This window comes from Achromobacter sp. SD115 (genome assembly GCF_017355315.1).
Lineage (GTDB): Bacteria > Pseudomonadota > Gammaproteobacteria > Burkholderiales > Burkholderiaceae_B > Achromobacter > Achromobacter xylosoxidans_B.
In genome coordinates, this window is sequence record NZ_JADIJM010000020.1 from 54,098 (window position 1) to 79,660 (window position 25,563).

The 25,563-nt window shown below is 64.2% G+C and carries 23 protein-coding genes; 2 read left to right on the forward strand and 21 right to left on the reverse strand.

Features of this window, described 5'->3' with window-relative positions; genetic code table 11:
* Positions 1-165: 165 nt before the first annotated feature.
* The 16 genes from IPU70_RS24365 to ndk form a co-directional block, all read right to left on the reverse strand.
* Positions 166-708 carry a phosphoribosyltransferase gene (locus IPU70_RS24365; RefSeq protein WP_013392836.1) on the reverse strand — a complete coding sequence of 181 codons (543 nt, stop codon included), beginning with the start codon at positions 706-708 and terminating at the stop codon, positions 166-168.
* An 84-nt stretch (positions 709-792) separates the two neighbouring features.
* Positions 793-2,088 (reverse strand): adenylosuccinate synthase, encoded by a 1,296-nt coding sequence (locus IPU70_RS24370; RefSeq protein WP_013392835.1) that lies wholly within the window; start codon positions 2,086-2,088, stop codon positions 793-795.
* A gap of 76 nt (positions 2,089-2,164) precedes the next feature.
* Positions 2,165-3,322: an ATP phosphoribosyltransferase regulatory subunit gene (locus tag IPU70_RS24375; protein ID WP_207471237.1), complete on the reverse strand. Its 1,158-nt coding sequence runs from the start codon at positions 3,320-3,322 to the stop codon at positions 2,165-2,167.
* 265 nt (positions 3,323-3,587) lie between these two features.
* Positions 3,588-4,490 carry a protease modulator HflC gene (gene hflC, locus IPU70_RS24380; RefSeq protein WP_207471238.1) on the reverse strand — a complete coding sequence of 301 codons (903 nt, stop codon included), beginning with the start codon at positions 4,488-4,490 and terminating at the stop codon, positions 3,588-3,590.
* 18 nt (positions 4,491-4,508) lie between these two features.
* Positions 4,509-5,810 (reverse strand): FtsH protease activity modulator HflK, encoded by a 1,302-nt coding sequence (hflK, locus tag IPU70_RS24385; RefSeq protein WP_207471239.1) that lies wholly within the window; start codon positions 5,808-5,810, stop codon positions 4,509-4,511.
* The gene (gene hflX, locus IPU70_RS24390; RefSeq protein WP_207471244.1) at positions 5,776-6,882 is read right to left on the reverse strand and encodes a GTPase HflX; all 1,107 of its coding nucleotides are present in this window, start codon (positions 6,880-6,882) and stop codon (positions 5,776-5,778) included. Before hflX ends, hflK begins: the two co-directional genes overlap by 35 nt.
* Before the next feature lie 84 nt (positions 6,883-6,966).
* Positions 6,967-7,203, reverse strand: coding sequence for an RNA chaperone Hfq (gene hfq, locus IPU70_RS24395; RefSeq protein ID WP_006218585.1), 237 nt, complete (start codon positions 7,201-7,203; stop codon positions 6,967-6,969).
* 156 nt (positions 7,204-7,359) lie between these two features.
* Positions 7,360-8,433 (reverse strand): histidinol-phosphate transaminase, encoded by a 1,074-nt coding sequence (gene hisC, locus IPU70_RS24400; protein ID WP_207471245.1) that lies wholly within the window; start codon positions 8,431-8,433, stop codon positions 7,360-7,362.
* Between the two features lie 3 nt (positions 8,434-8,436).
* Positions 8,437-9,789 (reverse strand): ribosome biogenesis GTPase Der, encoded by a 1,353-nt coding sequence (gene der / locus IPU70_RS24405; RefSeq protein WP_207471253.1) that lies wholly within the window; start codon positions 9,787-9,789, stop codon positions 8,437-8,439.
* A gap of 25 nt (positions 9,790-9,814) precedes the next feature.
* The gene (bamB, locus tag IPU70_RS24410; RefSeq protein WP_207471254.1) at positions 9,815-10,972 is read right to left on the reverse strand and encodes an outer membrane protein assembly factor BamB; all 1,158 of its coding nucleotides are present in this window, start codon (positions 10,970-10,972) and stop codon (positions 9,815-9,817) included.
* Positions 10,973-10,977: 5 nt separating this feature from the next.
* The gene (locus IPU70_RS24415; protein WP_207471255.1) at positions 10,978-11,616 is read right to left on the reverse strand and encodes a tetratricopeptide repeat protein; all 639 of its coding nucleotides are present in this window, start codon (positions 11,614-11,616) and stop codon (positions 10,978-10,980) included.
* 3 nt (positions 11,617-11,619) lie between these two features.
* Positions 11,620-12,906, reverse strand: a complete 1,287-nt coding sequence (hisS, locus tag IPU70_RS24420; RefSeq protein WP_207471256.1) for a histidine--tRNA ligase — start codon at positions 12,904-12,906, stop codon at positions 11,620-11,622.
* Between the two features lie 54 nt (positions 12,907-12,960).
* Positions 12,961-14,247 (reverse strand): flavodoxin-dependent (E)-4-hydroxy-3-methylbut-2-enyl-diphosphate synthase, encoded by a 1,287-nt coding sequence (ispG, locus tag IPU70_RS24425; protein ID WP_207471257.1) that lies wholly within the window; start codon positions 14,245-14,247, stop codon positions 12,961-12,963.
* A gap of 16 nt (positions 14,248-14,263) precedes the next feature.
* Positions 14,264-14,758 carry a RodZ family helix-turn-helix domain-containing protein gene (locus tag IPU70_RS24430; protein WP_207471259.1) on the reverse strand — a complete coding sequence of 165 codons (495 nt, stop codon included), beginning with the start codon at positions 14,756-14,758 and terminating at the stop codon, positions 14,264-14,266.
* Positions 14,755-15,909, reverse strand: a complete 1,155-nt coding sequence (rlmN, locus tag IPU70_RS24435) for a 23S rRNA (adenine(2503)-C(2))-methyltransferase RlmN (protein WP_013392823.1) — start codon at positions 15,907-15,909, stop codon at positions 14,755-14,757. The genes IPU70_RS24430 and rlmN overlap by 4 nt, the downstream gene beginning before the upstream one ends.
* A gap of 44 nt (positions 15,910-15,953) precedes the next feature.
* Positions 15,954-16,379 (reverse strand): nucleoside-diphosphate kinase, encoded by a 426-nt coding sequence (gene ndk, locus IPU70_RS24440; RefSeq protein WP_006393972.1) that lies wholly within the window; start codon positions 16,377-16,379, stop codon positions 15,954-15,956.
* A gap of 341 nt (positions 16,380-16,720) precedes the next feature.
* Here ndk and IPU70_RS24445 point away from each other — a divergent pair, with 341 nt between their 5' ends.
* A complete protein-coding gene (locus IPU70_RS24445) occupies positions 16,721-19,615 on the forward strand; it encodes a valine--tRNA ligase (RefSeq protein ID WP_207471268.1) in 2,895 nt (964 codons plus the stop codon).
* Between the two features lie 119 nt (positions 19,616-19,734).
* Here the strand turns inward: IPU70_RS24445 and trmD are convergent, their stop codons facing one another.
* The 3 genes from trmD to rpsP form a co-directional block, all read right to left on the reverse strand.
* Positions 19,735-20,559: a tRNA (guanosine(37)-N1)-methyltransferase TrmD gene (trmD, locus tag IPU70_RS24450; RefSeq protein ID WP_207471270.1), complete on the reverse strand. Its 825-nt coding sequence runs from the start codon at positions 20,557-20,559 to the stop codon at positions 19,735-19,737.
* Positions 20,559-21,176, reverse strand: coding sequence for a ribosome maturation factor RimM (rimM, locus tag IPU70_RS24455; protein WP_207471272.1), 618 nt, complete (start codon positions 21,174-21,176; stop codon positions 20,559-20,561). The genes trmD and rimM overlap by 1 nt, the downstream gene beginning before the upstream one ends.
* Before the next feature lie 88 nt (positions 21,177-21,264).
* A complete protein-coding gene (gene rpsP, locus IPU70_RS24460) occupies positions 21,265-21,525 on the reverse strand; it encodes a 30S ribosomal protein S16 (RefSeq protein WP_013392819.1) in 261 nt (86 codons plus the stop codon).
* A 422-nt stretch (positions 21,526-21,947) separates the two neighbouring features.
* Between rpsP and IPU70_RS24465 the strand changes: the two genes are divergently transcribed.
* Positions 21,948-22,529 carry a hypothetical protein gene (locus IPU70_RS24465; protein ID WP_013392818.1) on the forward strand — a complete coding sequence of 194 codons (582 nt, stop codon included), beginning with the start codon at positions 21,948-21,950 and terminating at the stop codon, positions 22,527-22,529.
* A 75-nt stretch (positions 22,530-22,604) separates the two neighbouring features.
* On the opposite strand, the gene IPU70_RS24470 is transcribed toward IPU70_RS24465, so the two are convergent.
* Both IPU70_RS24470 and alaS read right to left on the reverse strand, forming a co-directional pair.
* Positions 22,605-22,874 (reverse strand): sulfurtransferase TusA family protein, encoded by a 270-nt coding sequence (locus tag IPU70_RS24470; protein WP_207471274.1) that lies wholly within the window; start codon positions 22,872-22,874, stop codon positions 22,605-22,607.
* Entirely contained in the window at positions 22,874-25,498 is a 2,625-nt protein-coding gene (gene alaS, locus IPU70_RS24475; RefSeq protein ID WP_207471276.1) for an alanine--tRNA ligase, read from the reverse strand. Before alaS ends, IPU70_RS24470 begins: the two co-directional genes overlap by 1 nt.
* Positions 25,499-25,563 lie beyond the last annotated feature (65 nt).

Genomic DNA, 25,563 nt, shown 5'->3' on the forward strand with positions numbered 1-25,563 from the left:
TCCGCTGGCTGTTTCCGTTACCCAAAGACTACCCAAAGAGTAACAAGCCAAGTTCGGTTTAGCGATAACCAGCGATTCTAGCATGGTCACGACCATTTTGACTACTGGAGGGACAGTCTGGCGCCTTGGGCGACCAGAATGCCCTCTCCTGCCGGAACAGCAAGCTCAGCTCTTGGAACCCTTGCGGATCCAGGCCTCGAGCTGATGCGGACGCAGGCTGTCGTAGTCTTCGAAAGGCTGGTGAATCCAGGGATTCGTGGGCAGCTTGTCGACGTAGTAGTCCGGCGTCGCCTGCGAATGGCCTTTCCACCACAGCACCGCGCTGCGCAGCTCGGTAATGTCGGCGAACTGACTCTTCAGGTGATCGAAGACCTTGTTGAAGGTCTTACCCGTGTCAACCATGTCGTCCACCAGCAACACCCGCCCGGACAATGTGCCGCGCGTGATGGTGATGAACTGGGCGATATCCATGTCGCCCTGCTTGGTGCCGGCCGCTTCGCGATAGCTGCTCGTGGCCAGGATGCCCAGCGGCACATCAAAAATACGGGACATAACATCACCGACGCGCATGCCGCCGCGCGCCAGACAAAGAATCTTGTCGAACTTCCAACCCGATTGATGCACCTGCAAGGTAAGGCGCTCGATCAGGCGGTTGTAGTCGTCCCACGTCACCCACAGATGGCTGTCATCATTGGTCGGCGTGCTCATAGGCAAGCATCTCCTGCTTAATAAATACGAAAAGGCCGCCGCCGGTATGAGACCGGCGGCGGCCTTGCGAATAATAACCCGATGTCAGCCCTTCAGGGGATGACGCAGCACAATGGTTTCGTTGCGGTCGGGACCGGTCGACACCAGGTCGATCGGAACGCCGCAGACTTCGGCCACGCGCTCCAGGTAGCGACGGGCCGCCTCGGGCAGCTTGTCGTACTCGGTGATGCCGACGGTGGATTCGCTCCAGCCAGGGAGCTCTTCCAGCACCGGCTGTGCCTGCGCCACGGCATGCGCGCCGTAAGGCAGCACATCGCGGAACTCGCCATTGACGCGGTAGCCGACGCCCAGCTGGATGGTTTCCAGGCCGTCCAGCACGTCCAGCTTGGTGATGCACAGGCCGGTGATGCCGTTCAGGCGGACCGAGCGCTTGAGCGCCGCACCGTCAAACCAGCCGCAACGACGCGGACGGCCCGTGACGGAGCCGAATTCCTTGCCGATCGTGGCCAGGCGGGTACCGATCTCATCGACCAGTTCCGTGGGGAACGGGCCCGAACCGACACGAGTCGTGTAGGCCTTGGTGATACCCAGGACGTAGTCCAGCTGCTGCGGACCGACGCCAGCGCCAGCCGAGGCCGCGCCAGCAACGCAGTTGCTGCTGGTGACGAAGGGATAGGTGCCGTGATCCACGTCTAGCAAAGCGCCCTGCGCGCCTTCGAACAACAGGCGCTTGCCTTCCTGTTGCATGGCGTACAGGTTGCTCGACACGTCCTTGACCATCGGGGCGATGGCCGGAGCCAGCGCCATGGCTTGGTCGCGCACTTCATTGGCGGAAACCGCCTCGGCGCCCAGGTACTTGGTCAGCACGAAGTTGTGGTAATCCAGCACTTCGGCGAGCTTTTCGTCGAACAGTGCGGGATTGAACAGGTCCTGCACGCGCAGCGCGCGACGGGCGACCTTGTCTTCGTACGCAGGGCCGATGCCGCGACCGGTCGTGCCGATCTTGCCGTCGCCCTTGCGCGCTTCGCGCGCCTTGTCGATGGCGACGTGGTACGGCAGGATCAGCGGGCAGATTTCGGAAATCTGCAGGCGCGAACGCACGTCCAGACCGGCGGCCTCAAGCTCTTCGATTTCCTTGAGCAGGGCTTCGGGGGACAGCACGACGCCGTTGCCGATGAAGCAGGTGACGCCGGGATGCATGATGCCCGACGGGATCAGGCGGAGAATCGTCTTCTTGCCGTTGATCCACAGCGTATGGCCGGCATTGTGACCGCCTTGGAAGCGGACCACGCCCTGGACGGATTCCGCCAGCCAGTCGACGATCTTGCCCTTGCCCTCGTCACCCCACTGGGTGCCGATTACGACTACGTTCTTGCTCATGTTACGAATCAATATCGAGTTTCTCGGGAAATCCGGAAATCTCCCCGCGGCCCTCTCGCTGCCGAGAGGGAGTTAGTCACAGCGTTCTGACCGTCCAGGCGCCATCCTGCAGCGCCAGCTCGCGATCGCAAACGAATTCGTCCTGATCCTGCTCGTGACCGGGCAATACCTGAACGACAATTTCCCCCGACCGGCGCAGGCGGCGCACCGCCTCGGTCAGGGCGGGGGCTTGCCCCCAGGGTGCGCGAACCGCACGCGCCCTTTCCGCCGGCGGCAAACCTGCCGCCAGCTTGCGTAAATCAAGACTGAAGCCGGTGGCGGGACGGGCCCGACCGAACGCACGGCTGACATCGTCATAACGGCCGCCGCTGACCAGCGCATCGCGCCAGCCTTCGGCATACAGCGCGAACTTCACGCCGGAATGGTAGCCATAGCCACCCACGTCGGCCAGGTCCACGCCAAACTCCACATTGGGCATGGCATCCACCACCAGCTGCAGCGCGTCCAGCGCCGCCACCACGCCCGGCAACAAGGGCAACTCGCGGCGCGCTTCCTTCAGCACTTCCGGCCCGCCGTACAGCTTGGGTAGCAACTGCAAAGCCTTCAGGGTCTCGCCGCGCAGGCCAGGGGCTCGCGCCGCCAGCTCGCCCAGCCCAGGAACGTCCTTCTCGCGCATCAGCAGAATGACGTCTTGCGACAAGGCCGCCGCGGCCGGATCCGACTCCAGGATGGCGCGCAGTACGCCCGGGTGGCACAGATCCAGCCTCGGGTTGCGCACACCGGCGATCGCCACCGTTTCCAGCACCAGCTGGATAATTTCCAGGTCGGCCTCGAAACCCGCATGGCCGTAGATCTCGGCGCCGATCTGCAGCAGCTCGCGGCTGGACAGCAGGTCCGCCGGACGGGCATGCAGCACGTTGCCGCAATAGCACAGGCGGGTAACGCCGGCGCGGTTCAACAAGTGCGCGTCGATGCGCGTGACCTGAGGAGTCATGTCCGCGCGCACGCCCAGCGTGCGGCCAGACAGTTGGTCGACCAGCTTGCAGGTGCGCAGATCCAGATCGCTGCCAGTGCCGGACAGCAATGAATCAATGTATTCGACCAGGGGCGGCGCGACCAACTCGAAACCGTAAGTACGATACAGATCGAGAAGTTCGCGGCGCAATTCCTCGATGCGCCGGGCCTCTGCCGGAAGTACGTCGGCGAGGCTCTCGGGCAGCAACCAGTTACCCATGAATGTTTACCTGAATAACGCCAAATGATGCGTGGGCGTCGCCCAAACGAAAAAGCGGCTGAGGGGGCGTAAGCCCGCTCAGCCGCTGCGGAATGTTTTCTAGCTTACGGGGTATTGTACATGGTTCAGCGGCAAGCGCCAGCCAGCCTGCGCTGGGCCGGAAACCGTCCCTCATTGCACAGCGACGTGCCCGCCACTGTATCCACCTGCAAAAAAGCCCCTTGGAAATCCAAGGGGCTTTTCGTTTCGCGCTACCGCAGGCGCATCACTTGGCCGGCACGGTGACCGGCGCCAGCGCGTCGCCAGTGGGGTCCTTCATGAACTGGAAGAAGCTGGAGCTGGGGTCAACGACCAGCACGTCGCCCGGCTTCGAGAACGAAGCGCGGTAGGCTTCCAGGCTCTTGTAGTACGTGTAGAACTGCGGGTTCTTGCCATAGGCCTGCGAATAGATCGCGGCGGCCGCGGCATCGCCCTCACCCATGATGCCCTGGGCCTTGGCATAGGCCTGGGCCACGATCACTTCACGCTGGCGATCGGCTTCGGCGCGGATCTTTTCGCCTTCGGCGGCACCGATGGAACGCAGCTCGTTGGCGACGCGCGTACGCTCCGCTTCCATGCGGCGATACACCGATTCCGAAATCTCCGGCGCGAACTCGATGCGGCGCAGGCGCACGTCGACAATCTGCACGCCCAGGGGTTCGGCGCGCTTGGCGACGTTGGTCAGGATCTCGGCCATGATCTTGTCGCGTTCGGTCGAAACCACGTCGCGCACCGTGCGCACGTTGACCGAGGCGTTCAGCGCGTCGCGGATCAGCGCCTGCAGGCGCTCCTGCGCGACGCGTTCATTGCCGCCAGTGGACACGTAGTACTGGCGAGGATCCGCAATGCGCCACTTGACGTACGAATCGATCAGCAGGTTCTTCTTTTCGGAAGTCTGGATGCGTTCGGCTTCGTTGGTTTCGATGGTCAGAATGCGCTTGTCGAGCGTCACGACATTCTGGAACGGAGGCGGCGCCTTGAAGTAAAGGCCGGGTTCGTTGATGGTCCTGCGCACTTCACCCAGCGAGAACACCAGGGCGTAGTCGCGCTCGCGCACGACGAAGACGCAGGAAGAAAGGGCGGCCAGCACGATGAGCAGGCCGACCAGGATAGGCATGAGACGTTGCATGATCAGGACTCCTCCGGGTTAGCGCGACGTACGGTCGCGGGGCAGCGTGTTGCTATTGCTGCTGCCGGAAGACTGAGGCACCGGCGCGGCGCTGCCGCGCGCCGGCGACTGGGCGGGCGGGCTAGCCAGCGTGGGCGAACCCGAACCGGCGACACCGGACTTGCTGGCGTCCTGAGCGGCCAGATGCATGATCTTGTCCAGGGGCAGATACAACATGTTGTTGTTGCTCTTGGTGTCGACCATGACCTTGCTGGCGCGCGTGAAGATCTCCTGCATGCTCTCCAGATACATACGCTGGCGCATGACCGCCGGCGACTTCTCGTATTCGCCAAGGATGCTGGTGAAGCGCGAAGTATTACCCTGGGCATCGCCGACGACCTTGGCCTTGTAGCCTTCGGCCTGTTCGGTCATGCGGGATGCCTGGCCGCTGGCCAGCGGCACGACCTGATTGGCGTAAGCCTGGCCTTCGTTGATCTGGCGCTCACGGTCCTGGCCTGCCTTGACGGCGTCGTCGAACGCGGCCTGCACCTGTTCGGGCGGCTGCACGTTCTGGATGGCGACGGTGCTGACCTGCACGCCAGTCTGGTAGCGGTCCAGGATCTGCTGCATCAGGGTCTGCACTTGCGTGGCCACCGTGGTGCGGCCCTCGTAGAGCACGAAGTCCATCGACTGCTTGCCCACGACTTCGCGCATGGCCGTCTCCGACGCCTGACGGACCGATTCATCGGGATCGCGCGTCATGAAGAGGTAATCGGGCGCGCCGTCGGCACGCAGGCGATACTGGACGACGAACTGCATATCGACGATGTTCTCGTCCGTCGTGAGCATCAGCGCTTCGGGCAGAACCTTGTTGCGCGCACCGCCGCGGAAGCCGACCTCGAACGTGCGCAGCTGCGACACGTTGACCATTTCGTGGCTCTGGATGGGATACGGCATGCGCCATTGGAAACCGGCTTGCGACGTCGACTTGTACTTGCCGAACTGTGTCACAACCGCGACCTGGCCTTCTTGCACGATGTAGAAACCGCTGGCCAGCCAGATACCGGCCGCGACCAGGGCGATCACCCCCAGGCCGATGCGCGCACCACGCGGCGATGGCGGCGTCATGCCGCCACGGTTGCCAGGGCGGTTATTGCCGCCCCCGCCTTTGCGCCCGAACAGCGATCCGATGCGATTGTTGAAATCGCGCCAGACCTCGTCCAGGTCGGGAGGGCCGTCTCCGCTGCCTTGGGGCCGTTTGGGCGGCGGCTCGGAGCCATTGTTGTTCCCACGACCCCAGCCGGGGTCATTCAGATTGAAGAGTTTGATAATTCGCGGCATTGTTTCCCACAATCTGTCCGGTTTCCGCAATTGCCCCGCGCAACGCATCCAAACCGGCGCGCTCGGTGGCGCTTACAAATACTCGCGCAATCGTACCATGTGCATCGCGTTCCACCCGCGGATCCAATCCGGCCAGATCGATCTTGTTGTAGACCAGAATGGTGGGAATCGAAGCCGCGCCGATTTCGGCCAGGACCTTGTTCACCTCGAAAATCTGCTCGTCGCGCTGCGGGCTGGCGGCATCTACCACGTGCAGCAGCAGGTCCGCATGCACGGTTTCTTCCAGGGTGGCGCGGAATGCCGCGATCAGGCCGTGAGGCAGGTCGCGGATGAACCCGACCGTGTCGGACACCACCACCGAACCCGCCCCTTCGATCCAGATGCGGCGCGTGGTCGTATCCAGGGTGGCGAACAGCTGGTCAGCGGCGTAGCTGTCGGCGCGCGTCAAGGCATTGAACAAGGTGGACTTGCCGGCGTTGGTATAGCCGACCAGCGACACCGACAATGCGCCGCCACGGGCGCGCGCGCGGCGTTGGGTCACACGCTGGCGCTCGACCCGGTCCAGCCGCTCGCGCAGCACCTTGACCTTGGCGCCGATGATGCGCCGGTCCATTTCGAGCTGGGCCTCGCCCGGCCCGCGCATGCCGATACCGCCGCGCTGCCGTTCCAGGTGACTCCACATGCGGGTCAAGCGCGTGGCCAAATGCTGCAGTTGCGCCAGTTCGACCTGCAGCTTGCCTTCGTGGCTCTTCGCGCGCAGCGCGAAGATGTCGAGGATGAGGGCAACCCGATCCACCACGCGCAGGTTGAACGCGCGTTCCAGGTTGCGTTGCTGGGCGGGGGACAGCGGCTGGTCGAAAAGGACGATGTCGGCCAGCAAGGCCTGAGCCATCGCCACGCCCTCATCGGCCTTACCTGAACCGATGAAGAACTTGGCGTCGGGCCGGTCGCGCCGAGCCGTCAAGGTGCCGACGACTTCCGCGCCAGCGCCCTTGGCCAGCATGGCGAATTCCTCGGCATGGGCCGCGAAGTCCGGATCTCCCAGATCCACGCTGATAATCAAAGCGCGCATACATGCACCATATTGGAGCCAAAGCGAAAATGCCCGCCGACGAGTACCGTCCGGCGGGCAATAAAAGGTAAAGCTGGAGCGAGATTACTCAGCAGGGACTTCCACCTGAAAGTTCACGGCACGCGCGGGAACGACGGTCGAAATGGCATGCTTGTAGACCATTTGCGTGACCGTATTGCGCAGCAGCACCACGTATTGGTCGAAGGATTCGATTTGCCCTTGAAGCTTGATGCCGTTCACCAGGTAGATCGACACGGGCACATGGTCCTTGCGCAGCGTGTTCAGGAACGGATCTTGCAGAGTTTGCCCTTTATTGCTCATTGGCCAGGCTCCATTTGTTTGTTATTGAGTGGTGGCGTACTTCTGTACTGGTGGGGTACGCCGAAACTTGTACTCTACAGGGTTTTCCCGGCCCGTGCTACTTGGCCGGGAAGCAAAAGTGACACCAGAGTTTTCCGATGGGAAAGCTGCCGCCGCTCAAGCCTGCAAGACCTCCGCAAGCGCCTTCAGCAGCAGTTCGCACTGCTCATCGGTGCCCACGGTAATGCGCAGAAACTGGTCGATGCGTTCATGGCGGAAATGGCGCACGATGATGCTGCGTTCGCGCAAGCTGGCGGCCAGGCCCGCGGCATCCTTGGAGGGGTGCCGCGCGAACACGAAATTCGCAGCCGAAGGCAGCACCTCGAAGCCCAGGGATTCCAGGCCTGCCGTCATTCGCGACCGGGTTTCGATCACGGCCTGGCGCGTTCGCTCAAAGTACTCCACGTCCTCCAGGGCCGCCACCGCGCCCGCCGATGCAAGGCGGTCGATGGGGTAGGAGTTGAAACTGTTCTTTACACGCTCCAGTCCATCGATGAGCTCGGCGCTGCCCACGGCGAAACCGACGCGCAAGCCTGCCAGCGAACGCGATTTGGACAGCGTTTGCACGACCAGCAGATTGTCGTAGCGGTCCACCAAAGGAATGACGGACTCTCCGCCAAAATCCACATAGGCCTCATCCACCACGACGACCGCGTCGGGGTTGCCGGCGACGATGCGCTCGACCTCCGCCACGCTGAGGGCGCGGCCGGTGGGCGCATTGGGATTCGGGAAGATGATGGCGCCCGCCTGCCCCATGCGGCCAGGCAGATAGTCCTCGACATCGATGCGGAAGTCGGACGTCAGCGGCACCGTTTCGTACTGGATGCCGTACAGGCCGCAGTAGACCGGATAGAAGCTGTAGGTGATGTCCGGAAAGCGCAACGGACGCTCATGCTTCAACAACGCCAGGAACACATGCGCCAGCACCTCGTCGGAACCGTTGCCCACGAAGACCTGGCCGGGCTGCACGCCGACCGTGCCGGCGATGGCCTGCCGCAGACGGTCGGACGCAGGGTCCGGATAGAGCTTCAGCGTGTCATCGCAGGCCGAGCGGATCGCGTCGAGCACCCTGGGCGACGGGCCGTAGGGATGCTCGTTGGTGTTCAACTTGACCAGATTCTGAAGCTTGGGCTGCTCGCCCGGCACATACGGACTGAGCGTCCCGACCACGGGACTCCAGAAGCGGCTCATGGATCAGCTTTCCTGCGCGTAGGGGTTGTGCGAAGACTTGAATTCGATGCGCAGCGGCGTGCCGGCCAGGTCGAACGCATTGCGGAAGCGCGTTTCCAGATAGCGACGGTACGAATCCGGAATGGCGTCCAGCGCGTTGCCGTGGATGACGACCAGCGGCGGGTTCTGCCCGCCCTGGTGCGCATAGCGCATCTTCGGACGGAATATGCCCTTGCGGGGCGGCTGCTGCTGCTCGACCGCAGTCTGCAGCTCGCGCGTCAGCTTGGGCGTGGACAGCTTCGCGAACGCCGCGGCATGTGCCGCGTTGATGGACTTGAGCAGGGGCTTCACGCCCTGCCCGCGCAGGGCCGAAATGGTATGCATGCGCGCGAAAGACAGGAAACGCAGCTTGCGCTGGAACTCGCGTTCGATGCGTTCCTTGGCTTCGCCGTCCAGGCCATCCCACTTGTTGATGGCCACGACCACGGCGCGCCCCGTTTCCAGCACGAAGCCGGCAATGTGGGCGTCCTGCTCGGAGATTTCGGTTTGCGCGTCCAGCATCAGCAGCACGACGTTGCTGGCCTCGATGGCCTGCAGCGTCTTGATGACGGAGAACTTTTCGACCGCCTCGAACACCTTGCCGCGCTTGCGCAGGCCTGCGGTGTCGATCAGCGTGTAGCGGCGGCCATCGCGCTCGAAGTCGATTTCGATCGCGTCGCGGGTCGTGCCCGGCATGTCGAACGCGATCACGCGCTCTTCGCCCATCAAGGTGTTGATGAGCGTGGACTTGCCCACGTTGGGACGGCCGACAATGGCCAGCTTGATGCGATGGTCGTGCTCGCCCTCTTCGGGCGACTCTTCTTCCGCGGGCGGCTCGGCCAGGTCCTGCAGGGCCAGTTCGATCAGGTCGACGATACCGTCGCCGTGCGCAGCCGAGATGGGATAGGGCTGGCCCAATCCGAGTTCATGGAACTCGGAGATGGCCGAGCCGGCGCCCATGCCTTCCGCCTTGTTCACCGCCAGCAGCACGCGCTGCTGGCCGGATTTGCGCAGTAGCTGGGCGATTTCGTGGTCATGGGCATTGATGCCCGCGCGGGCATCCACCAGGAACACCACGACGTCGGCCTCGGCGATGGCCTGCCGGGTCTGGCGGGCCATCTCCAGCAGAATGCCATCCTTGGCGACGGGTTCGAAACCACCGGTATCGATGACGATGAAGGGGATCTCGCCTACCCTGCCCTCGCCGTAGTGGCGATCGCGGGTCAGGCCGGAATAATCGGCCACCAGCGCGGCGCGCGATCGCGTCAGGCGGTTGAATAGGGTCGACTTCCCAACGTTGGGACGGCCGACCAGGGCGACGACAGGCTTGAAAGACACGGTGTAAGGCTTTGTTCTATAGGTTTTAGTTGGCGCCGATCAGGACGAGGTTGCCATTGCCCGTCTGGATCAGCACTCCCTGGGAAGTGGTCTGCGGCGGCGAAATCACCGGGCCTCCACCTACCGACAGGCGGGCCATCAGGCTGCCGTCGCTGCGCGACAGGAAATGCACATAGCCATCCAGGTCGCCCACTGCCAGCGCGCCACCCAGCATAGCCGGAGCGGTGACCTGGCGGTTCTTCAGCGCTGCCTGCTTCCAGACATTGCCGCCATTATCCAGCGCAAACGCGTTGACCACGCTGTTCTGGTCCGCCGCATAGGCGAAACGCTCGTCCAGCGACAGGCCGCTGACGCTGGAGAAGTCCTTGGCCCACAGCGGACGGCCGCCGGCCGTGACGTCGAAGCAAACGATACGTCCCTGATAGGCTACGCCGCAAAGCAGGTTGCCCGCGATACGAGGGGCGCCGACCACGTCGGTCAGACGCTCCAGGTCGCTGGCGCCGCGCGGCGTCGCCACGGTGCCTTCCCATTGCACGTTACCACTGTTGGACGCGATGGCCATCAACTTGCCGCCCGGCAGGCCGGTAATGACCAGGCCTTCGGCCAGGACCATCTGCGATACGCTGCGCAGGGCCAGCGAAGGGCCCGGGCGTTGCACGTTCCAGACGCGCTCGCCGCTGTTGGCGTCGAAGGCCTGGATGCGGTAGTCGCCGCTGCGAACCACGACGATGCCATAGCCCACCACGGGCGGGATGGTCACGTCGCTGGTGGCGCGGACTTTCCACTTCACTTTGCCGGTGTCGTCGAAGGCGATGACGTCGCCGTTGGGCGAGGCCACCGCGGTGGTGGTGCCATCGCTGCCGGCGCCGGCGGACAACTTGCCGTCGACGCTGGCCTTCCAGATGGCGCGGCCGCTCTGCAGGTCGAACTTGCCGACCGAACCGTCAGGCGTGGCGGCATAGATGGCGTCGCCCAACACGGTGGGCGCAAAGCCCAGTCCCGAGCCGCTGCCGACCGACACGCTCCAGACCTGGCGTACGGACATGCCGGCCTTGTATTCGGTCAGGGGTGCGGGATCGTAGCGGCTGTCGTCATGGGAAAACATGCCGCATCCGCCCAGGGCGAGCAAACCCGCCAGGCAAACGGCGCCACGCCACGTACGACCAGGTGCAAATTTACGCATTACAGTCACGCTCCGCTCAAGGCATCCAGTTTCAGTTGCACAACCTGGGTCAGAGGATTGGCCGTACCCAGGCCATCGATGGCGCTTTGCCACGCAGCGCGCGCTTCCTCGCGCTTGCCTTGCGCGGCGAGGATATCGCCGCGGCGATCCGCGAACAAGGCGGCGAAGGCGGCCGGCGGATTGTTCAGTTGCGCCAAGGCGGCATCGTATTGTTTCTGGTCCAGCATCATGCCGGCCAGGCGCAAACGCGCCACGGCCTGCATGGCCGGGTTCTTGCCCTGGGCGGCCAGCCATTCCAGCTGCTCGCGGGCGCCTGCGTCGTCCTTCTGGGCCTGCAGCGCCTGGGCTGCCACCAGGGCGCCGCGCGTGGCGTAGCCGGTGGACGGATATTGCTCGCGCAGCGTGGCTGCGGCGGTCTTGATGCGCACCGAGGAATCAGCGCCGCCCAGGCGGGCCGCGTCTTCCAGCGCTTCGAAGTAACCCATGGCCTGGTTGGCGCGGTGCGATTGATAGGCCTTCCAGCCCCACCAGCCGCCCCAGGCCAGCGCAACCGCCGTCACCAGCGTGACAACCAGCGTGCCGTAGCGCGCCCACCACGCCTTGATCGCGTCGAGTTTTTCCTGTTCTTCCAGATCGTATGCCATGCATTAACCCTTGTTATTCAATACTTCGGCCAATCCCGCCAAAGGGACTTGCTGTTGGGCTGTTTCGCCCTGCGCGTCGGCGCGCAGGAACTTCACGCTGGCCGTCTGCGCGGCCACTTCGTCGGCGCCAAGAATAACCGCAACCCGGGCGCCGCTGGCGTCGGCGCGCTTGAATTGCGACTTGAAGCCTGCGGAACCCGCATGCACGACGACCGACAGGCCGGCATCGCGCAGGTCTTCGCCAACCCGGGCAGCCAGGCGTTGCGCCTCTTCGCCCTGGTGCACGACATAGACGTCGCACTCGGCCAGCTGTTCGACCTGCACGCTCTGCTCCCAGAGATCCAGCAGGCGCTCCATGCCGATCGCGAAGCCCACCGCGGGTGCGGACTTGCCACCCAGCAGTTCGATCAGGCCATCGTAGCGGCCTCCGCCGCACACGGTACCCTGGGCGCCGAGGCGGTCGGTGACCCACTCGAACACGGTCAGGTTGTAGTAGTCCAGCCCGCGCACCAGGCGCGGATTCAGGCGGTACTCGATACCGGCGTCGGTCAGGCGCTGGCACATGCCATCGAAGTGCGCGCGCGATTCCTCGCCGAGGAAGTCGAACAGACGCGGCGCGCTGTCAGCCATTTCCTGCATGGCGGGGTTCTTGGTGTCCAGGACGCGCAAGGGATTGCTGTACATGCGGCGCTGGCCATCTTCGTCCAGGATGTCGCGGTGCTTTTCCAGGTGCTCGATCAGCGCCGCGCGGTGGGCGGCGCGTTCGGCCGGCTGACCCAGCGAATTCAGTTCCAGGCGCACGTCGGTCAGTCCCAGCAGCTTCCACAAGCGCGCCAGCATGACGATGAGCTCGGCGTCCACGTCGGGACCGGCGAAGCCCAGGGCCTCGACGTCGATCTGATGGAACTGGCGATAGCGGCCGCGTTGCGGGCGCTCGCGGCGGAACACGGGACCGATGGAATAGACACGCTGCGGGCGGTCGTAGAGCAGATTGTGTTCGATGGACGCGCGCACGATGCCAGCCGTCATTTCAGGACGCATGGTCAGCAGTTCGTCGTCGGGCCCGTCGGCGAAGGTGTACATCTCTTTTTCGACGATGTCGGTGACTTCGCCGATGCCGCGCGCGAACAGGCGCGTATGCTCAAGCACGGGCGTACGCACATTGCGATAGCCGTAGCTGCGCAGCCAACCGCGCACGATTTCCTCGAATTGTTCCCAGCGGGCGCTCGCCCCCGGCAACAGATCATTCATGCCGCGTACGGCGGCGACTTTCTGGAAAGCTTGAGTCATCTTGATCATGCCGCATCGCGCGCCGGCAAGCGCGCTAGCGGCCACACCCTTACTTTAATGAGAGGCAGGCGCGCCATAGCGGCGCGCGACGTAGTCTTCAACGATGGCCTGGAACTCTTCGGCGATATGGTCGCCCTTGAGCGTGACGGTGCGTTCGCCGTCCACGAACACCGGCGCGGCGGGTACTTCGCCGGTGCCCGGCAGGCTGATGCCGATATCGGCATGACGGCTTTCGCCCGGCCCATTGACCACACAGCCCATGACCGCGACGTTCATGCTTTCGACGCCGGGATACTGGGCGCGCCAAAGCGGCATCTGGCGGCGCAGGTAGGTCTGGATGCTGTCGGCCAGTTCCTGGAAGAACGTGCTGCTGGTACGGCCGCAGCCCGGGCAGGCGACGACCATGGGCGTGAACGCGCGCAAGCCCATGGTCTGCAGGATTTCCTGCGCCACGATGGCCTCGCGGCTGCGGTCGCCGCCGGGTTCGGGCGTGAGCGAAATGCGGATGGTGTCGCCGATGCCTTGCTGCATCAGCACAGCCAGCGCGGCGGTGGACGCCACGATGCCCTTGCTGCCCATGCCGGCTTCGGTCAGGCCCAGATGCAGCGGGTAGTCGCAGCGCGCGGACAGGTCGCGATACACGGCGATCAGGTCTTGCACATGGCTGACCTTGCAGGACAGGATGATGGCGTCGCGCCGCAGGCCGAGTTCTTCGGCGCGCTGCGCATTGCTGATGGCGGACACGACCAGCGCGTCGCGCATCACGGCTTGCGCTTCCCAGGGCTGGGCGCGCAGCTTGTTCTCGTCCATCTTGCGGGCCATCAGCTCGTGGTCCAGGCTGCCCCAGTTCACGCCGATGCGCACCGGCTTGTCGTAGCGGCAGGCCACCTCGATCATCTGCGCGAAATTGTCGTCGCGCCGCTTGCCCCCGCCCATGTTACCCGGGTTGATCCGGTACTTGGACAGCGCTTGCGCGCAATCGGGAAACTGCGTCAGCAGCTTGTGGCCGTTGTAGTGGAAATCTCCGACCAGCGGCACGTTCACGCCCATGCGGTCGAGTTGTTCACGGATGGCGATGACTTCGCGCGCGGCTTCCGGGGTATTCACGGTGATGCGCACAAGCTCGGAGCCGGCCTGAGCCAGCTCCTTGACCTGAATCGCGGTGGCGATGGCGTCCGCCGTATCGGTGTTGGTCATGGACTGGACCACGACCGGAGCGTCGCCGCCGATCCTCACGACGCGATCGCCCCACTTCACCGCCACCGAACGCGTGGCGCGGCGCTCAGCCGCCCCCACGGAGGGAGGCGGGGCATCCTGGCAAGGCAGAGAAGATTCTTGCATCGGTGGAACCGGGTTGTTACTTGGTCGACTTCGGCAGCCAGTCGGACGGCAGCCAGTGCTGCGGCAACCAGCCTTGCCAGAAGGCATACGCCACGCCGGCGACCAGCACCAGCACGATGGCGATGAGCCAGCCCCAGGAGGTCGACGACGAGCGCTCGTCGTCGGCGCCAGACTGGGGAATGGAGTGCGCCGAATGCAGGGCGCCCGGGCTGAGCTTCACCGGACCGGTGACGCGCGCCTTGGGATCCAGCGAATCGACGATGGCCTGCGAATCCGCGCCCAACAGGCGCGCATAGTTGCGCACCAGGCCTCGCAGCGAAACGCCGGTGGGCAGGTTTGCCCACTGCTCGTTTTCAAGGGCTTCGATCTGCTTCGTGGAAAACTTGATGCGGCTGGACACTTCGTCGAGCGACCAGCCCTTGGACTGGCGCAGCGCGCGCAATGCCGAGCCGATGCCACCCACAGCGCCTGCGGGCGTTTCTGAAACTGCAGAAGCGAAATCCTGCGTCATGCGTGCACCTGTTTAATTGGTATGGTCTGGCGCTGTGCGGCGTTCCGTTCGGTGATCCGGGTACGGTCGCGCACTTCTCCGGCCAGTTGGCCACAGGCCGCATCGATATCGTCGCCCCGGGTCTTGCGCACGGTGGTGATGATGCCGGCGTCCATCAGACGCTGGGCAAACACCTTCACCCGCGCCGAGTTCGAGCGCTTCAGGCCGGACTCGGGAAAGGGGTTGAACGGGATCAGATTGAGCTTGCAGCGCAGCTGGCGTGCAATTTGGATCAGTTCCTTGGCGTGCTGGTCGGTGTCGTTGATGCCGTCCAGCATGCAATATTCAAAAGTGATGAAGTCGCGCGGGGCGAACGCCAGGTAGCGTTCGCAAGCAGCCAGCAGTTCCTTCAACGGGTACTTCTTGTTCAGCGGCACCAGCTCGTCGCGCAGGGCATCGTTCGGTGCGTGCAGCGAAACGGCCAGCGCCACGGGACAGTCCTGCGACAGCCGGTCCATCATGGGGACCACGCCGGAGGTGGATACGGTGACGCGACGGCGCGACAGGCCGTAGGCATTGTCGTCCAGCATGAGGCGCAAGGCGGGCAGAACCTGGTCGTAGTTGAGCAGGGGTTCGCCCATGCCCATCATCACCACGTTGCTGATGACGCGGGTGTCTTCGGTGGCGCGGGCGCTTTCCAGGCGGGCGGTGCCGATGTCGGCCTCCAGCACGCGCTTGGCCCACCACAGCTGGCCGATGATCTCGCTGGTCTTCAGGTTGCGGTTGAAGCCTTGGTGCCCGGTGGAGCAGAAGCGGCAGTTCACCACGCAGCCAGCCTGGCTGGAAATGCATAGCGTGCCGCGGTCGTCCTCGGGAATGAAGACGGTCTCGATGGCATTGCCCTGCCCCACGTCGAACAGCCACTTGCGGGTGCCGTCGGTCGAGCGCTGCTCGATGTTGACGGGCAAAGCCTCGATGCGGCAATGCTGCGCAAGCTGGCCGCGGAAATCGCGGGCCAGGTCGGTCATGGCGTCGAACGAATCGGCGCCGCGCTGGTGCATCCAGCGCTGCAACTGGCGAGCCCGAAACGGCTTGCCGCCCCACTTTCCGACCAGTTCGGACAGGGCGGAGCCGTCTAGCCCCAGCAGATTGATTCGTTCGACGGTTTCCATGACCTGGGTAACACTAAAAAGCTAGAACAGAAGTTCCGCGAAAATCAACGGCTGTGGATGTTGATTTCGGGGAAGAAGAAAGCGACTTCGACAGCGGCCGTTTCCGGAGCGTCCGAGCCGTGCACGGCGTTGGCGTCGATGCTGTCGGCGAAGTCGGCGCGGATGGTGCCGGGAGCCGCCTTCTTGGGGTCCGTGGCGCCCATCAGGTCGCGGTTCTTCAGGATGGCGTCTTCGCCTTCCAGGACTTGCACGAACACGGGACCCGAGATCATGAAGTCGACCAGGTCCTTGAAGAAGGGGCGTTCCTTGTGCACGGCGTAGAAACGTTCGGCGTCGGCGCGCGACAGCTGGGCCAGGCGGGCAGCGATGACCTTCAGGCCAGCTTGCTCGAAACGGCCGACGATCTGGCCGATGACGTTCTTGGCGACGGCGTCGGGCTTGATGATCGAGAGGGTGCGTTGAATGGACATAAGAACTCCGAAAACTGATTTCTGACTTGGTTTCTGATGAATTGCCTGGCGTGGCTCTGCGCTTGTCGGTGTCACCCTTGAAGCGTCATCGCGCTGTCGGCGCACGGGCGGTCCGAAACGAATGCATGTTTCGGGCCGTCCCGAACCACGGGTCCAGGACAGGGATTCGACACTGCCTACCTGTCGGACTAGCCCGGAATCCTCAATGAATTCAGGGACTTCTAAAAGGTTTACAGTAACCCGGTATTCTAACACGCTGAGAAGACCGCATTACATCTTAAAATGTGCGGTTTGCCGCCCGCTTCCCTAGCCCGGGCGCCCCTGTTTGCCGGAACCCTGCAATGACTCAAGCTGCCCCCCCGAACGCCGCGAATGCCGCGAGCGACGCCCAGGAACTCTCCAAGAGCTTCGAACCCTCCGCACTGGAATCCCGCTGGTACGCCGAGTGGGACAAGCGCGGATATTTCAAGGCGGGCCAGCACGTAAAAACGGGGACCGAAAGCCAGCCCTACGTCATTCAGTTCCCGCCGCCCAACGTGACGGGTACCCTGCACATGGGCCACGCCTTCAACCAGACCATCATGGACGGCCTGGTGCGCTACCACCGCATGCGGGGCGACGACACCGTATTCATCCCTGGCACCGACCACGCCGGCATCGCCACACAGATCGTGGTTGAGAGACAACTGGACGCCCAGAAGGTTTCCCGCCATGACCTGGGCCGCGAGAAATTCGTGGAAAAGGTATGGGAGTGGAAGGAAAAATCCGGCAATGCCATTACCGAACAAGTCCGCCGCCTGGGCGCCTCGGCCGACTGGCCGCGCGAATATTTCACCATGGACGAGCGCATGTCGCGTGGCGTGGTGGAAACTTTCGTGCGCCTGCATAAACAGGGACTGATCTATCGCGGCAAGCGCCTGGTCAACTGGGACCCGAAGCTGCTGACGGCTGTGTCCGACCTGGAAGTGGTGTCCGAGGAAACCGACGGCCACATGTGGCACATCCTCTACCCCTTCGTCGACGGCCCGCAAACCATCGTCGACAAGGACGGCCAGACCGTCACGCTGCGCGGCCTGACCATCGCGACCACCCGCCCGGAAACGATGCTGGCCGACGGCGCTCTGTGCGTCCACCCCGAAGACCCGCGCTACAAGCACCTGGTCGGCAAGGAAGTGGAACTGCCGCTGTGCGACCGCAACATCCCCATCATTGCGGACGATTTCGTCGACCCCGAATTCGGCACGGGCTGCGTAAAGATCACCGGCGCCCACGACTTCAACGACTACGCCTGCGCGATGCGCCACGATCTGCCCCTGATCGTGATCTTCACGCTGGACGCCCACGTCAACGAGAACGGCCCCAAGCAATTCCAGGGCATGGAACGCTACCAGGCGCGCAAGGCCGTGGTGGCGCAGCTGGAGGCCGAAGACTATCTGGTCAAGGTCGAGCCGCACAAGATGATGCAGCCCAAGGGCGACCGCACCGGCGTCGTGCTGGAACCGATGCTGACGGACCAATGGTTCGTGGCGATGAGCAAGCCCGCTCCCGAAGGCACGCTGAACCCGGGCAAGAGCATTACCGAGGTCGCGCTGGAAGTGGTGGCCGACGGCCGCATCCAGTTCTACCCGGACAACTGGACCACCATCTACAACCAGTGGCTCAACAACATCCAGGACTGGTGCATTTCGCGCCAGCTCTGGTGGGGCCACCAGATTCCCGCCTGGTACTCCGAGGACGGCCAGATCTTCGTGGCGCACGACGAAGCCGAAGCCAATGCCCAGGCCCGCGCGGCCGGCGTGACCGGCGAGCTCAAGCGCGACCCGGACGTGCTGGATACCTGGTTCTCGTCGGGCCTGGTGCCCTTCACCACGCTGGGCTGGCCGGAAAACACTCCCGACCTGCAGCGCTATCTGCCGTCCAGCGTGCTGGTCACGGGCTTTGACATCATCTTCTTCTGGGTCGCCCGCATGGTGATGCTGACCACCCACCTGACCGGCCACATCCCGTTCAAGCACGTCTACGTGCACGGCCTGATCCGCGATGCCGACGGCCAGAAGATGAGTAAGTCCAAGGGCAATACGCTGGATCCAGTCGATCTGATCGACGGCATCGACCTGGACGGCCTGGTGACCAAGCGCACCTACGGCCTGATGAATCCGAAACAGGCAGGCGCCATCGAAAAGGCCACGCGCCGCCAGTACCCGGACGGCATCCCCGCCTTCGGCACCGACGCGCTGCGCTTCACGATGGCCGCCTACGCTACGCTGGGCCGCAACATCAACTTCGACCTGAAGCGCTGCGAAGGCTACCGCAACTTCTGCAACAAGCTGTGGAACGCCACGCGCTTCGTGCTGATGAACACCGAAGGCCACGACCTGACCGGTCCGGAAACCGGCGAAACGTCCTTCGTGGACCGCTGGATCGTCAGCCAACTGCAGGCGCTGGAGGCGGACGTGGCGCGCGGCTTTGCCGACTACCGCTTCGACAACATCGCCAATTCGCTCTACCGCTACGTGTGGGATGAATACTGCGACTGGTATCTGGAACTGGCCAAGGTGCAGATCCAGACCGGCACGCCGGCCCAGCAGCTGGGTACGCGCCGCACGCTGATCCGCGTGCTGGAAGGCGTGCTGCGCCTGGCACACCCGATCATTCCGTTCATCACGGAAGAGCTCTGGCAAAAGGTGTCGGTGGTGGCCGGCAAGCGCAAGGAAGGCGTCGCCGACAGCGTCAGCGTCCAGCCCTACCCGCAGGCCAATCCCGCCGCGGTCGACACCGCCGCCGAAGCCGATGTCGCCGAACTGAAGGCCCAGGTCGAAGCCGTGCGCGCGCTGCGCGGCGAGATGAATCTGTCGCCCGCCCAGAAGGTGCCGCTGTGCGCCCAGGGCGATGCCCCCACCCTCAGCCGCAACGCGCCGTACCTGGCCGCGCTGGCCAAGCTGAGCCAGGTCGAGGTGCTGGACGCCCTGCCCGACGCCGGCGCGCCGGTCCAGGTCGTGGGCAACAGCCGCCTGATGCTGCACGTCGAAATCGACGTAGCGGCGGAGCGCGTGCGCCTGGACAAGGAAATCGCGCGCCTGGAAGGCGAAATCGCCAAGGCCAACGGCAAGCTGTCGAACGCCAGCTTCGTCGAGCGCGCGCCGGCTGCCGTGGTCGAGCAGGAGAAAGCACGCATGGCGCAGTTCGGCGAGACGCTCGAAAAGGTGCGCGAACAGCGCGCCAAGCTGGGCAACTAAGCCCTATCGCTGCGCTGGAAGCAAAAACCCCGGACTTTTGTTCCGGGGTTTTTGTTTGTCTGCCGCGGCAAGACATGCGCGGCGCAGGGATCGCCGGCAAACCTGCAGTTGAAGAAGTTTCAGGAGGCCTTGGGCAGCTTGGGCCGGGATGGCCGGCGCCGCTTGACCGGCTCCGGCAGCGGAGTACCCGCCAACTCGGCCAGAAAGCGCTCGTCGGCCAGGGTCAACATCCCTTTTGCGCGAGCAGCTTCGATCAGTTCGGGACGCCGGGCAACGGTCAGATCCAACGAACGCTCGCGCCGCCAGCGGGCGATGTTCGCGTGATGCCCGCTAAGCAGAGGCGCCGGCACGGGTTCGCCTTGGTAGACCTCGGGGCGCGTGTAGTGTGGACTGTCCAGCAGGCCGGACAACGCGTCGTTGAAGGAATCCTGCAGCGCGGATTCACCGTCGTTGAGCACGCCGGGCAACAGGCGCACGGCTGCGTCGATCACGGCGAGCGCGGCAATTTCCCCGCCCGACAACACGAAGTCGCCCAGCGAGATTTCCTGCGTGACGCAGCGCGCAATGAAACGCTGGTCCACGCCTTCGTAGCGGCCGCAAATGAGGATGAGACCCTCGCTTGCAGCCAGGGATTCGGCGCCCGCCTGATCGTAGCGCCGGCCGACCGGAGCCAACAGCGCGACAGGGGCGCGGCCCAGGCCAAGCGCTGCGCGCGCGTCCTGGGCAGCATTGACGGCGGCTTCCAGAGGCCCCGCCATCATCACCATTCCGGGGCCACCGCCATAGGGGCGGTCGTCCACGGTACGGTGCACGTCGTGCGTGAAATCGCGAGGATTCCAGGCATGCAGGGACCACCGGCCCTGGGCATGCGCCCGGCCGGTGACACCCAGGTCCCGCACTACCCCGAACATTTCGGGAAAGAGCGTAACGACGTCTATACGCATCAAATATCCGCCGGCCAGTCGCTGTCTATGCGGCGAGCTGACAAATCGACGGCGTGTATGTGCGCGCGCACGAACGGAACAAGCATTTCGGCGGGCCGGCCCTTGGCGTTCAGGATGGGCTCGGGACCTTCAGCCCCAGCCTGTTGGCGCAAGACCCTCAGAACGGCGTGAGCGCCGTTGTCGAGGACCTCGTCGACCACGCCCAGCAGCGCAGGTTCGCCGTTGGCGCTGGTGTACAGCGCGCAACCGATGAGATCGACCCAGTAGTATTCGTCTTCCTCGGGCGCGGGAAAGGATCCCCGCGGCGCCTGCACGGAACAACCGCGCAGGGCTTCGGCCTGATCGCGATCCGCAATGCCCGCCAGCTGAGCCACCACGGTGGCTCCTTGCGAACGGGCTTGCACGACCTTGTATGCGACAGGCGCAGACGCGACAACGCCCCGCGCCAGTTCAGGCACAGGGCGAGTCAACCACCATTGAGATGCTGAGAGCAGCACTTCGGCATTGGCCGAATGTGGCTGCACCTTGACCCAGCCTTTCACACCGTAGGCTGCACTGATGCGGCCCAGCTCGATCAAATCCGTCGGCGCCGCGTTGGAGGTTGCGGCATCAGGCATGTATCGTGCTCTTGGTAACTATGAAGCAGCTATGAATGGCAGCTTTTAAGCGCAGTAAAGCTCAGGGCTCGGTATGCGACGCAGGCAATTAAGCCGCGGCGGAAACCTTGGCCGAGTACTCTTTGACCAGACGCTCGACAGCAGGCGACAGCTGGGCGCCGTTGCCGGTCCAGTGCTGCACGCGATCCAGCGCAATGCGCAGGTTTTCCGTGCCTTCGCTGGCTACGGGGTTGTAGAAACCCACGCGCTCGATGAAACGGCCGTCGCGACGGTTACGCGAATCGGTGGCCACCAGGTTGTAAAACGGACGCTTCTTGGACCCACCGCGGGCCAGGCGAATCACCACCATAGGTAATCCCTTGAATTAGTTGTGAAAAACGGGAAATTCTAGCACTTAAACAAGCCTGCTGGCAAATGGCAGTGCCGAATTGTGCGTAGCGGCGCGTTTTGTATCCTAAAACACCACATCCGGGTATTCTACAAACACGGGCCGGGGCCCGCGCCGCAGTTCGAAGTGTAGCCGCCCCGCCCCTCTCGTGCCTGTCTTAGTGCGTCAGAACTCAGTGCGTGTGAAGAAATAACCCGATTGAGGAGATCGGTTTTATGTCGACCTACGCAAGACCCCGCGCTTCGATCCCACCTGCCGCCTGTCCATGGCGCCGCCACCGCACCTGCTTCAAACCATCCCCCTGATGGCGGCCGATCTGCCGCCTGCCTCTGCTTTTTTCAGCGGTTTTCCCCCAACTTCCTCTCACCGGAGGGTGCACCACCATGAAGAATCAGAAATCAGTCTTCACCCCTGTCGCGCGCCTGGCCCTGGCGGGCTTGCTGGCGGGCGCCTTGGCCATGCCGCTTGCAGCCTCGGCCCGTGTCATGGGAGCCGCCCTGACGACCGCCTCCGGCAAGGTCACCGCAGTGGACCCGGCCACCCGGACCATCACGCTGCAGGGCGAAAACGGCAATAGCGTGGACATCCAGGCTGGCCCCGATATCCGCAACTTCCAACAGATCAAGCCGGGCGATACGCTGACGCTCGACTACTACGAGTCGGTGGCGGTGGACGTGCGCCCGGCCGGATCCGGCATTCCGGAGGTCAAGACCGAAACCGCGGCGACCCGCAGCGCCAAGGGAGCCATGCCTGGTGGCGCAGCCGGACGCCAGACCACCATCACCGCCGAGATCTGGCACATCAACAAGAGCGCCAACCTGGTGACGCTGAAGGGCCCGCAAGGCGGCATGCGCACCATCCAGGTCCAGGATCCGGCCCTGCAGGCACGCCTGCAGCAGTTGAAGGAAGGCGACCTGGTGGATTTCACCATTACCCGGGCAGTCGCGGCGGCCATCCGCAAATAAGCAGGGGCTCCGCCCATGCGAAAGGGCCCGCCTTGCGGCGGGCCCTTCTACGTGGCGCGTACTACCGGCAACCGGTCAGCGCCGCCGCAAGAAATGCACCCCGCGGCCATCGACCTCTTGTTGCGCCACCAGCACATTGCCGGTCTGGCGGGCGAACGCCTGGAAGTCGCGGATCGCATTGCGGTCCGTGGTGATGACCCGCAGCACCTCACCGCTGGCCATCTGCGCCAACGCCTTCTTGGCGCGCAGGATAGGCAAGGGGCAGGTCAGACCGCTGGCATCGACTTCGTGCTCGAAGGATGGCGCCTGCGCGCCGCCATCAAGGCTGGTATCCGCCCCGTTCATCACAGACGCTCGTCCACCCATTGCTGCACGCTGGCGATCGCCGCGGGCAAGGCTGCCAAGTCCGTGCCGCCGCCCATGGCCATGTCGGGACGGCCGCCGCCCTTGCCACCCACCTGGGCAGCCACGAAGCCGACCAGGTCGCCCGCCTTGACGCGGCCGGTCAGGTCGGCGGTAACGCCGCCCACCACACTGATCTTGCCGTCGGCCGAACCCGTGGCCAGCAACACGACTGCCGGTTTCAGGCGGTCTTTCAGGTTGTCGACCATGCCGCGCAATGCCTTGGGGTCCACGTCGCCAATGCTGGCGGCCAGGACCTTGATGCCCTTGACGTCAACTGCGGCGCTGGTCGCCAGATCATTGCCGGCGCTGGCGGCAAGCTTGTTGCGGGACTGTTCCAGGTCCTTCTCGAGGCTCTTGACCTGTTCCTGCACCTGCGCGATGCGCGCCGGCAGGTCCGCCGGCGTGCTGCGCAGCATGCCCGCAACCTGGGTCAGCAAGGCGTTCTGGTTCTGCACCCAGGCCAGCGCGTTGTCGCCAGTGATGGCCTCGATGCGACGCACGCCAGCGGCCACGCCGCCTTCGGACACGATCTTGAACAGGCCGATGTCGCCCGTGCGGCTGACGTGGGTTCCGCCGCAGAGTTCGCGCGAGAAGCCGATGTCGAGCACGCGGACCGTGTCGCCGTATTTTTCCCCGAACAGCGCCATGGCGCCGCCCTTGACGGCGTCGTCGTAGGCCATGACCTGCGCCACGGTGGGCTGGTTGGCCAGGATCTCGGCGTTGACGATGGCTTCGACGCGAGCGATCTGCTCGGCGGTCAGCGGCGCATCCTGGGCGAAGTCGAAGCGAGTCTTGTCGGGATCCACCAGCGAGCCGCGCTGCTGCACGTGCGCGCCCAGCACCTGGCGCAGCGCCTTGTGCATCAGGTGAGTGGCCGAGTGGTTGCGCACGGTGCGGGCGCGGCGGACCGCGTCGACGCGCGCAAGCAGCGTATCGCCCACCGACAGCGTGCCGGACTCGAGCTCGCCGTGGTGGCCGAAGACCCCGGCCTGGATCTTCAGGGTGTCGGCCACGGCGAAACGCACGCCGTCGGCTTCCAGCAGGCCGGTATCGCCGACCTGGCCGCCCGACTCCGCGTAGAACGGGGTGGCATCCAGCACGACGACCGCGCTCTGGCCGGCCTGGACCTGCTGGACCTGCGTGCCGTCCACGTACAGGGCCGTGACCTTGACGCCATCCAGTTCCAGTTTTTCGTAGCCTTCGAAGCGCGTGTCCGCGCCTTCGTAGCTCAGGCCCTCGGCCATCTTGAACTTGCCGGCGGCGCGCGCCTGGTCGCGCTGGCGTTCCATGGCGACCTCGAAGCCGGCCATGTCCACGTCCACTTCGCGTTCGCGGCAGATGTCGGCCGTCAGGTCCACCGGGAACCCGTAGGTGTCGTACAGCGTGAACAGGGTCATGCCATCCAGTTGGCCGCCCTTGGGCACATTGGCCAGGGCGGTGTCGAGGATACGCATGCCGTGCTCCAGCGTTTCGCCGAAGCGTTCTTCTTCCTGCTTGAGCACCTGGGCCACGCGCTCGGCGGTGGCGGCCAGCTCCGGATAGGCTTCGCCCATTTCGGCGACCAGATCGGGCACCAGGCGGTGAAAGAACGGCTTGGTCTGGCCCAGCTTGTAGCCGTGGCGCAGCGCGCGGCGGACGATGCGGCGCAGCACGTAGCCGCGGCCTTCGTTGCTGGGAATCACGCCGTCGACGATCAGGAACGAGCAGGCGCGGATGTGGTCGGCGATGACCTTGAGCGAATTGTCTTCCAGGTTCTTGATGCCCGTTTCGCGCGCGGCGGCGGCGATCAGATGCTGGAACAGATCGATTTCGTAGTTGGAATGCACATCTTGCAGCACGGCGGCGATGCGTTCCAGGCCCATCCCGGTATCGACACAGGGACGCGGCAGGCGCGGCATGTTGCCGGCGGCATCGCGTTCGAACTGCATGAACACCAGGTTCCAGATCTCGATGTAGCGGTCGCCGTCTTCCTCGGGCGATCCCGGGGGGCCGCCCCAGATCTCGGGGCCATGGTCATAGAAGATTTCCGAGCACGGGCCGCAAGGACCGGTATCCGCCATCTGCCAGAAGTTGTCCGACGCGTAGCGCGCGCCCTTGTTGTCGCCGATGCGGATGATGCGCTCGGTCGGCACGCCGACTTCCTTGGCCCAGATGTCGTAGGCTTCGTCGTCTTCCTGGTAGACCGTGACCCAGAGCTTCTCGGCGGGCAGCTTGTAGACCTGGGTCAGCAATTCCCAGGCGTACTGGATGGCGTCGCGCTTGAAGTAGTCGCCAAAGCTGAAATTGCCCAGCATTTCGAAGAACGTATGGTGGCGGGCGGTATAGCCCACGTTCTCCAGGTCATTGTGCTTGCCGCCGGCGCGCACGCTGCGCTGCGACGAGGTGGCACGCGTATAGGACCGCGATTCCTTGCCCGTGAAGACGTCCTTGAACTGGACCATGCCCGAATTGGTGAAGAGCAAGGTCGGGTCGTTGCCGGGGACGAGCGACGACGAAGGAACAATGGTGTGTCCCTTGGACTTGAAGAATTGCAGAAACTGCTGGCGAATCTCGGAGGATTTCATCGTGGGCGAAGCAGAATTTAGGCGAATTTTTGATTATAGAGGGTTGGCGGGGATCCCAGGAAAAC

Coding starts and splice junctions, on each gene's coding strand:
- IPU70_RS24365 (WP_013392836.1), bottom strand. CDS start 708: ATGAGCACGCCGACCAATGATGACAGCCATCTGTGGGTGACGTGGGAC.
- IPU70_RS24370 (WP_013392835.1), bottom strand. CDS start 2,088: ATGAGCAAGAACGTAGTCGTAATCGGCACCCAGTGGGGTGACGAGGGC.
- IPU70_RS24375 (WP_207471237.1), bottom strand. CDS start 3,322: ATGGGTAACTGGTTGCTGCCCGAGAGCCTCGCCGACGTACTTCCGGCA.
- hflC (WP_207471238.1), bottom strand. CDS start 4,490: ATGCAACGTCTCATGCCTATCCTGGTCGGCCTGCTCATCGTGCTGGCC.
- hflK (WP_207471239.1), bottom strand. CDS start 5,810: ATGCCGCGAATTATCAAACTCTTCAATCTGAATGACCCCGGCTGGGGT.
- hflX (WP_207471244.1), bottom strand. CDS start 6,882: ATGCGCGCTTTGATTATCAGCGTGGATCTGGGAGATCCGGACTTCGCG.
- hfq (WP_006218585.1), bottom strand. CDS start 7,203: ATGAGCAATAAAGGGCAAACTCTGCAAGATCCGTTCCTGAACACGCTG.
- hisC (WP_207471245.1), bottom strand. CDS start 8,433: ATGAGCCGCTTCTGGAGTCCCGTGGTCGGGACGCTCAGTCCGTATGTG.
- bamB (WP_207471254.1), bottom strand. CDS start 10,972: ATGCGTAAATTTGCACCTGGTCGTACGTGGCGTGGCGCCGTTTGCCTG.
- IPU70_RS24415 (WP_207471255.1), bottom strand. CDS start 11,616: ATGGCATACGATCTGGAAGAACAGGAAAAACTCGACGCGATCAAGGCG.
- hisS (WP_207471256.1), bottom strand. CDS start 12,906: ATGACTCAAGCTTTCCAGAAAGTCGCCGCCGTACGCGGCATGAATGAT.
- ispG (WP_207471257.1), bottom strand. CDS start 14,247: ATGCAAGAATCTTCTCTGCCTTGCCAGGATGCCCCGCCTCCCTCCGTG.
- IPU70_RS24430 (WP_207471259.1), bottom strand. CDS start 14,758: ATGACGCAGGATTTCGCTTCTGCAGTTTCAGAAACGCCCGCAGGCGCT.
- rlmN (WP_013392823.1), bottom strand. CDS start 15,909: ATGGAAACCGTCGAACGAATCAATCTGCTGGGGCTAGACGGCTCCGCC.
- ndk (WP_006393972.1), bottom strand. CDS start 16,379: ATGTCCATTCAACGCACCCTCTCGATCATCAAGCCCGACGCCGTCGCC.
- IPU70_RS24445 (WP_207471268.1), top strand. CDS start 16,721: ATGACTCAAGCTGCCCCCCCGAACGCCGCGAATGCCGCGAGCGACGCC.
- trmD (WP_207471270.1), bottom strand. CDS start 20,559: ATGCGTATAGACGTCGTTACGCTCTTTCCCGAAATGTTCGGGGTAGTG.
- rimM (WP_207471272.1), bottom strand. CDS start 21,176: ATGCCTGATGCCGCAACCTCCAACGCGGCGCCGACGGATTTGATCGAG.
- rpsP (WP_013392819.1), bottom strand. CDS start 21,525: ATGGTGGTGATTCGCCTGGCCCGCGGTGGGTCCAAGAAGCGTCCGTTT.
- IPU70_RS24465 (WP_013392818.1), top strand. CDS start 21,948: ATGAAGAATCAGAAATCAGTCTTCACCCCTGTCGCGCGCCTGGCCCTG.
- IPU70_RS24470 (WP_207471274.1), bottom strand. CDS start 22,874: ATGAACGGGGCGGATACCAGCCTTGATGGCGGCGCGCAGGCGCCATCC.
- alaS (WP_207471276.1), bottom strand. CDS start 25,498: ATGAAATCCTCCGAGATTCGCCAGCAGTTTCTGCAATTCTTCAAGTCC.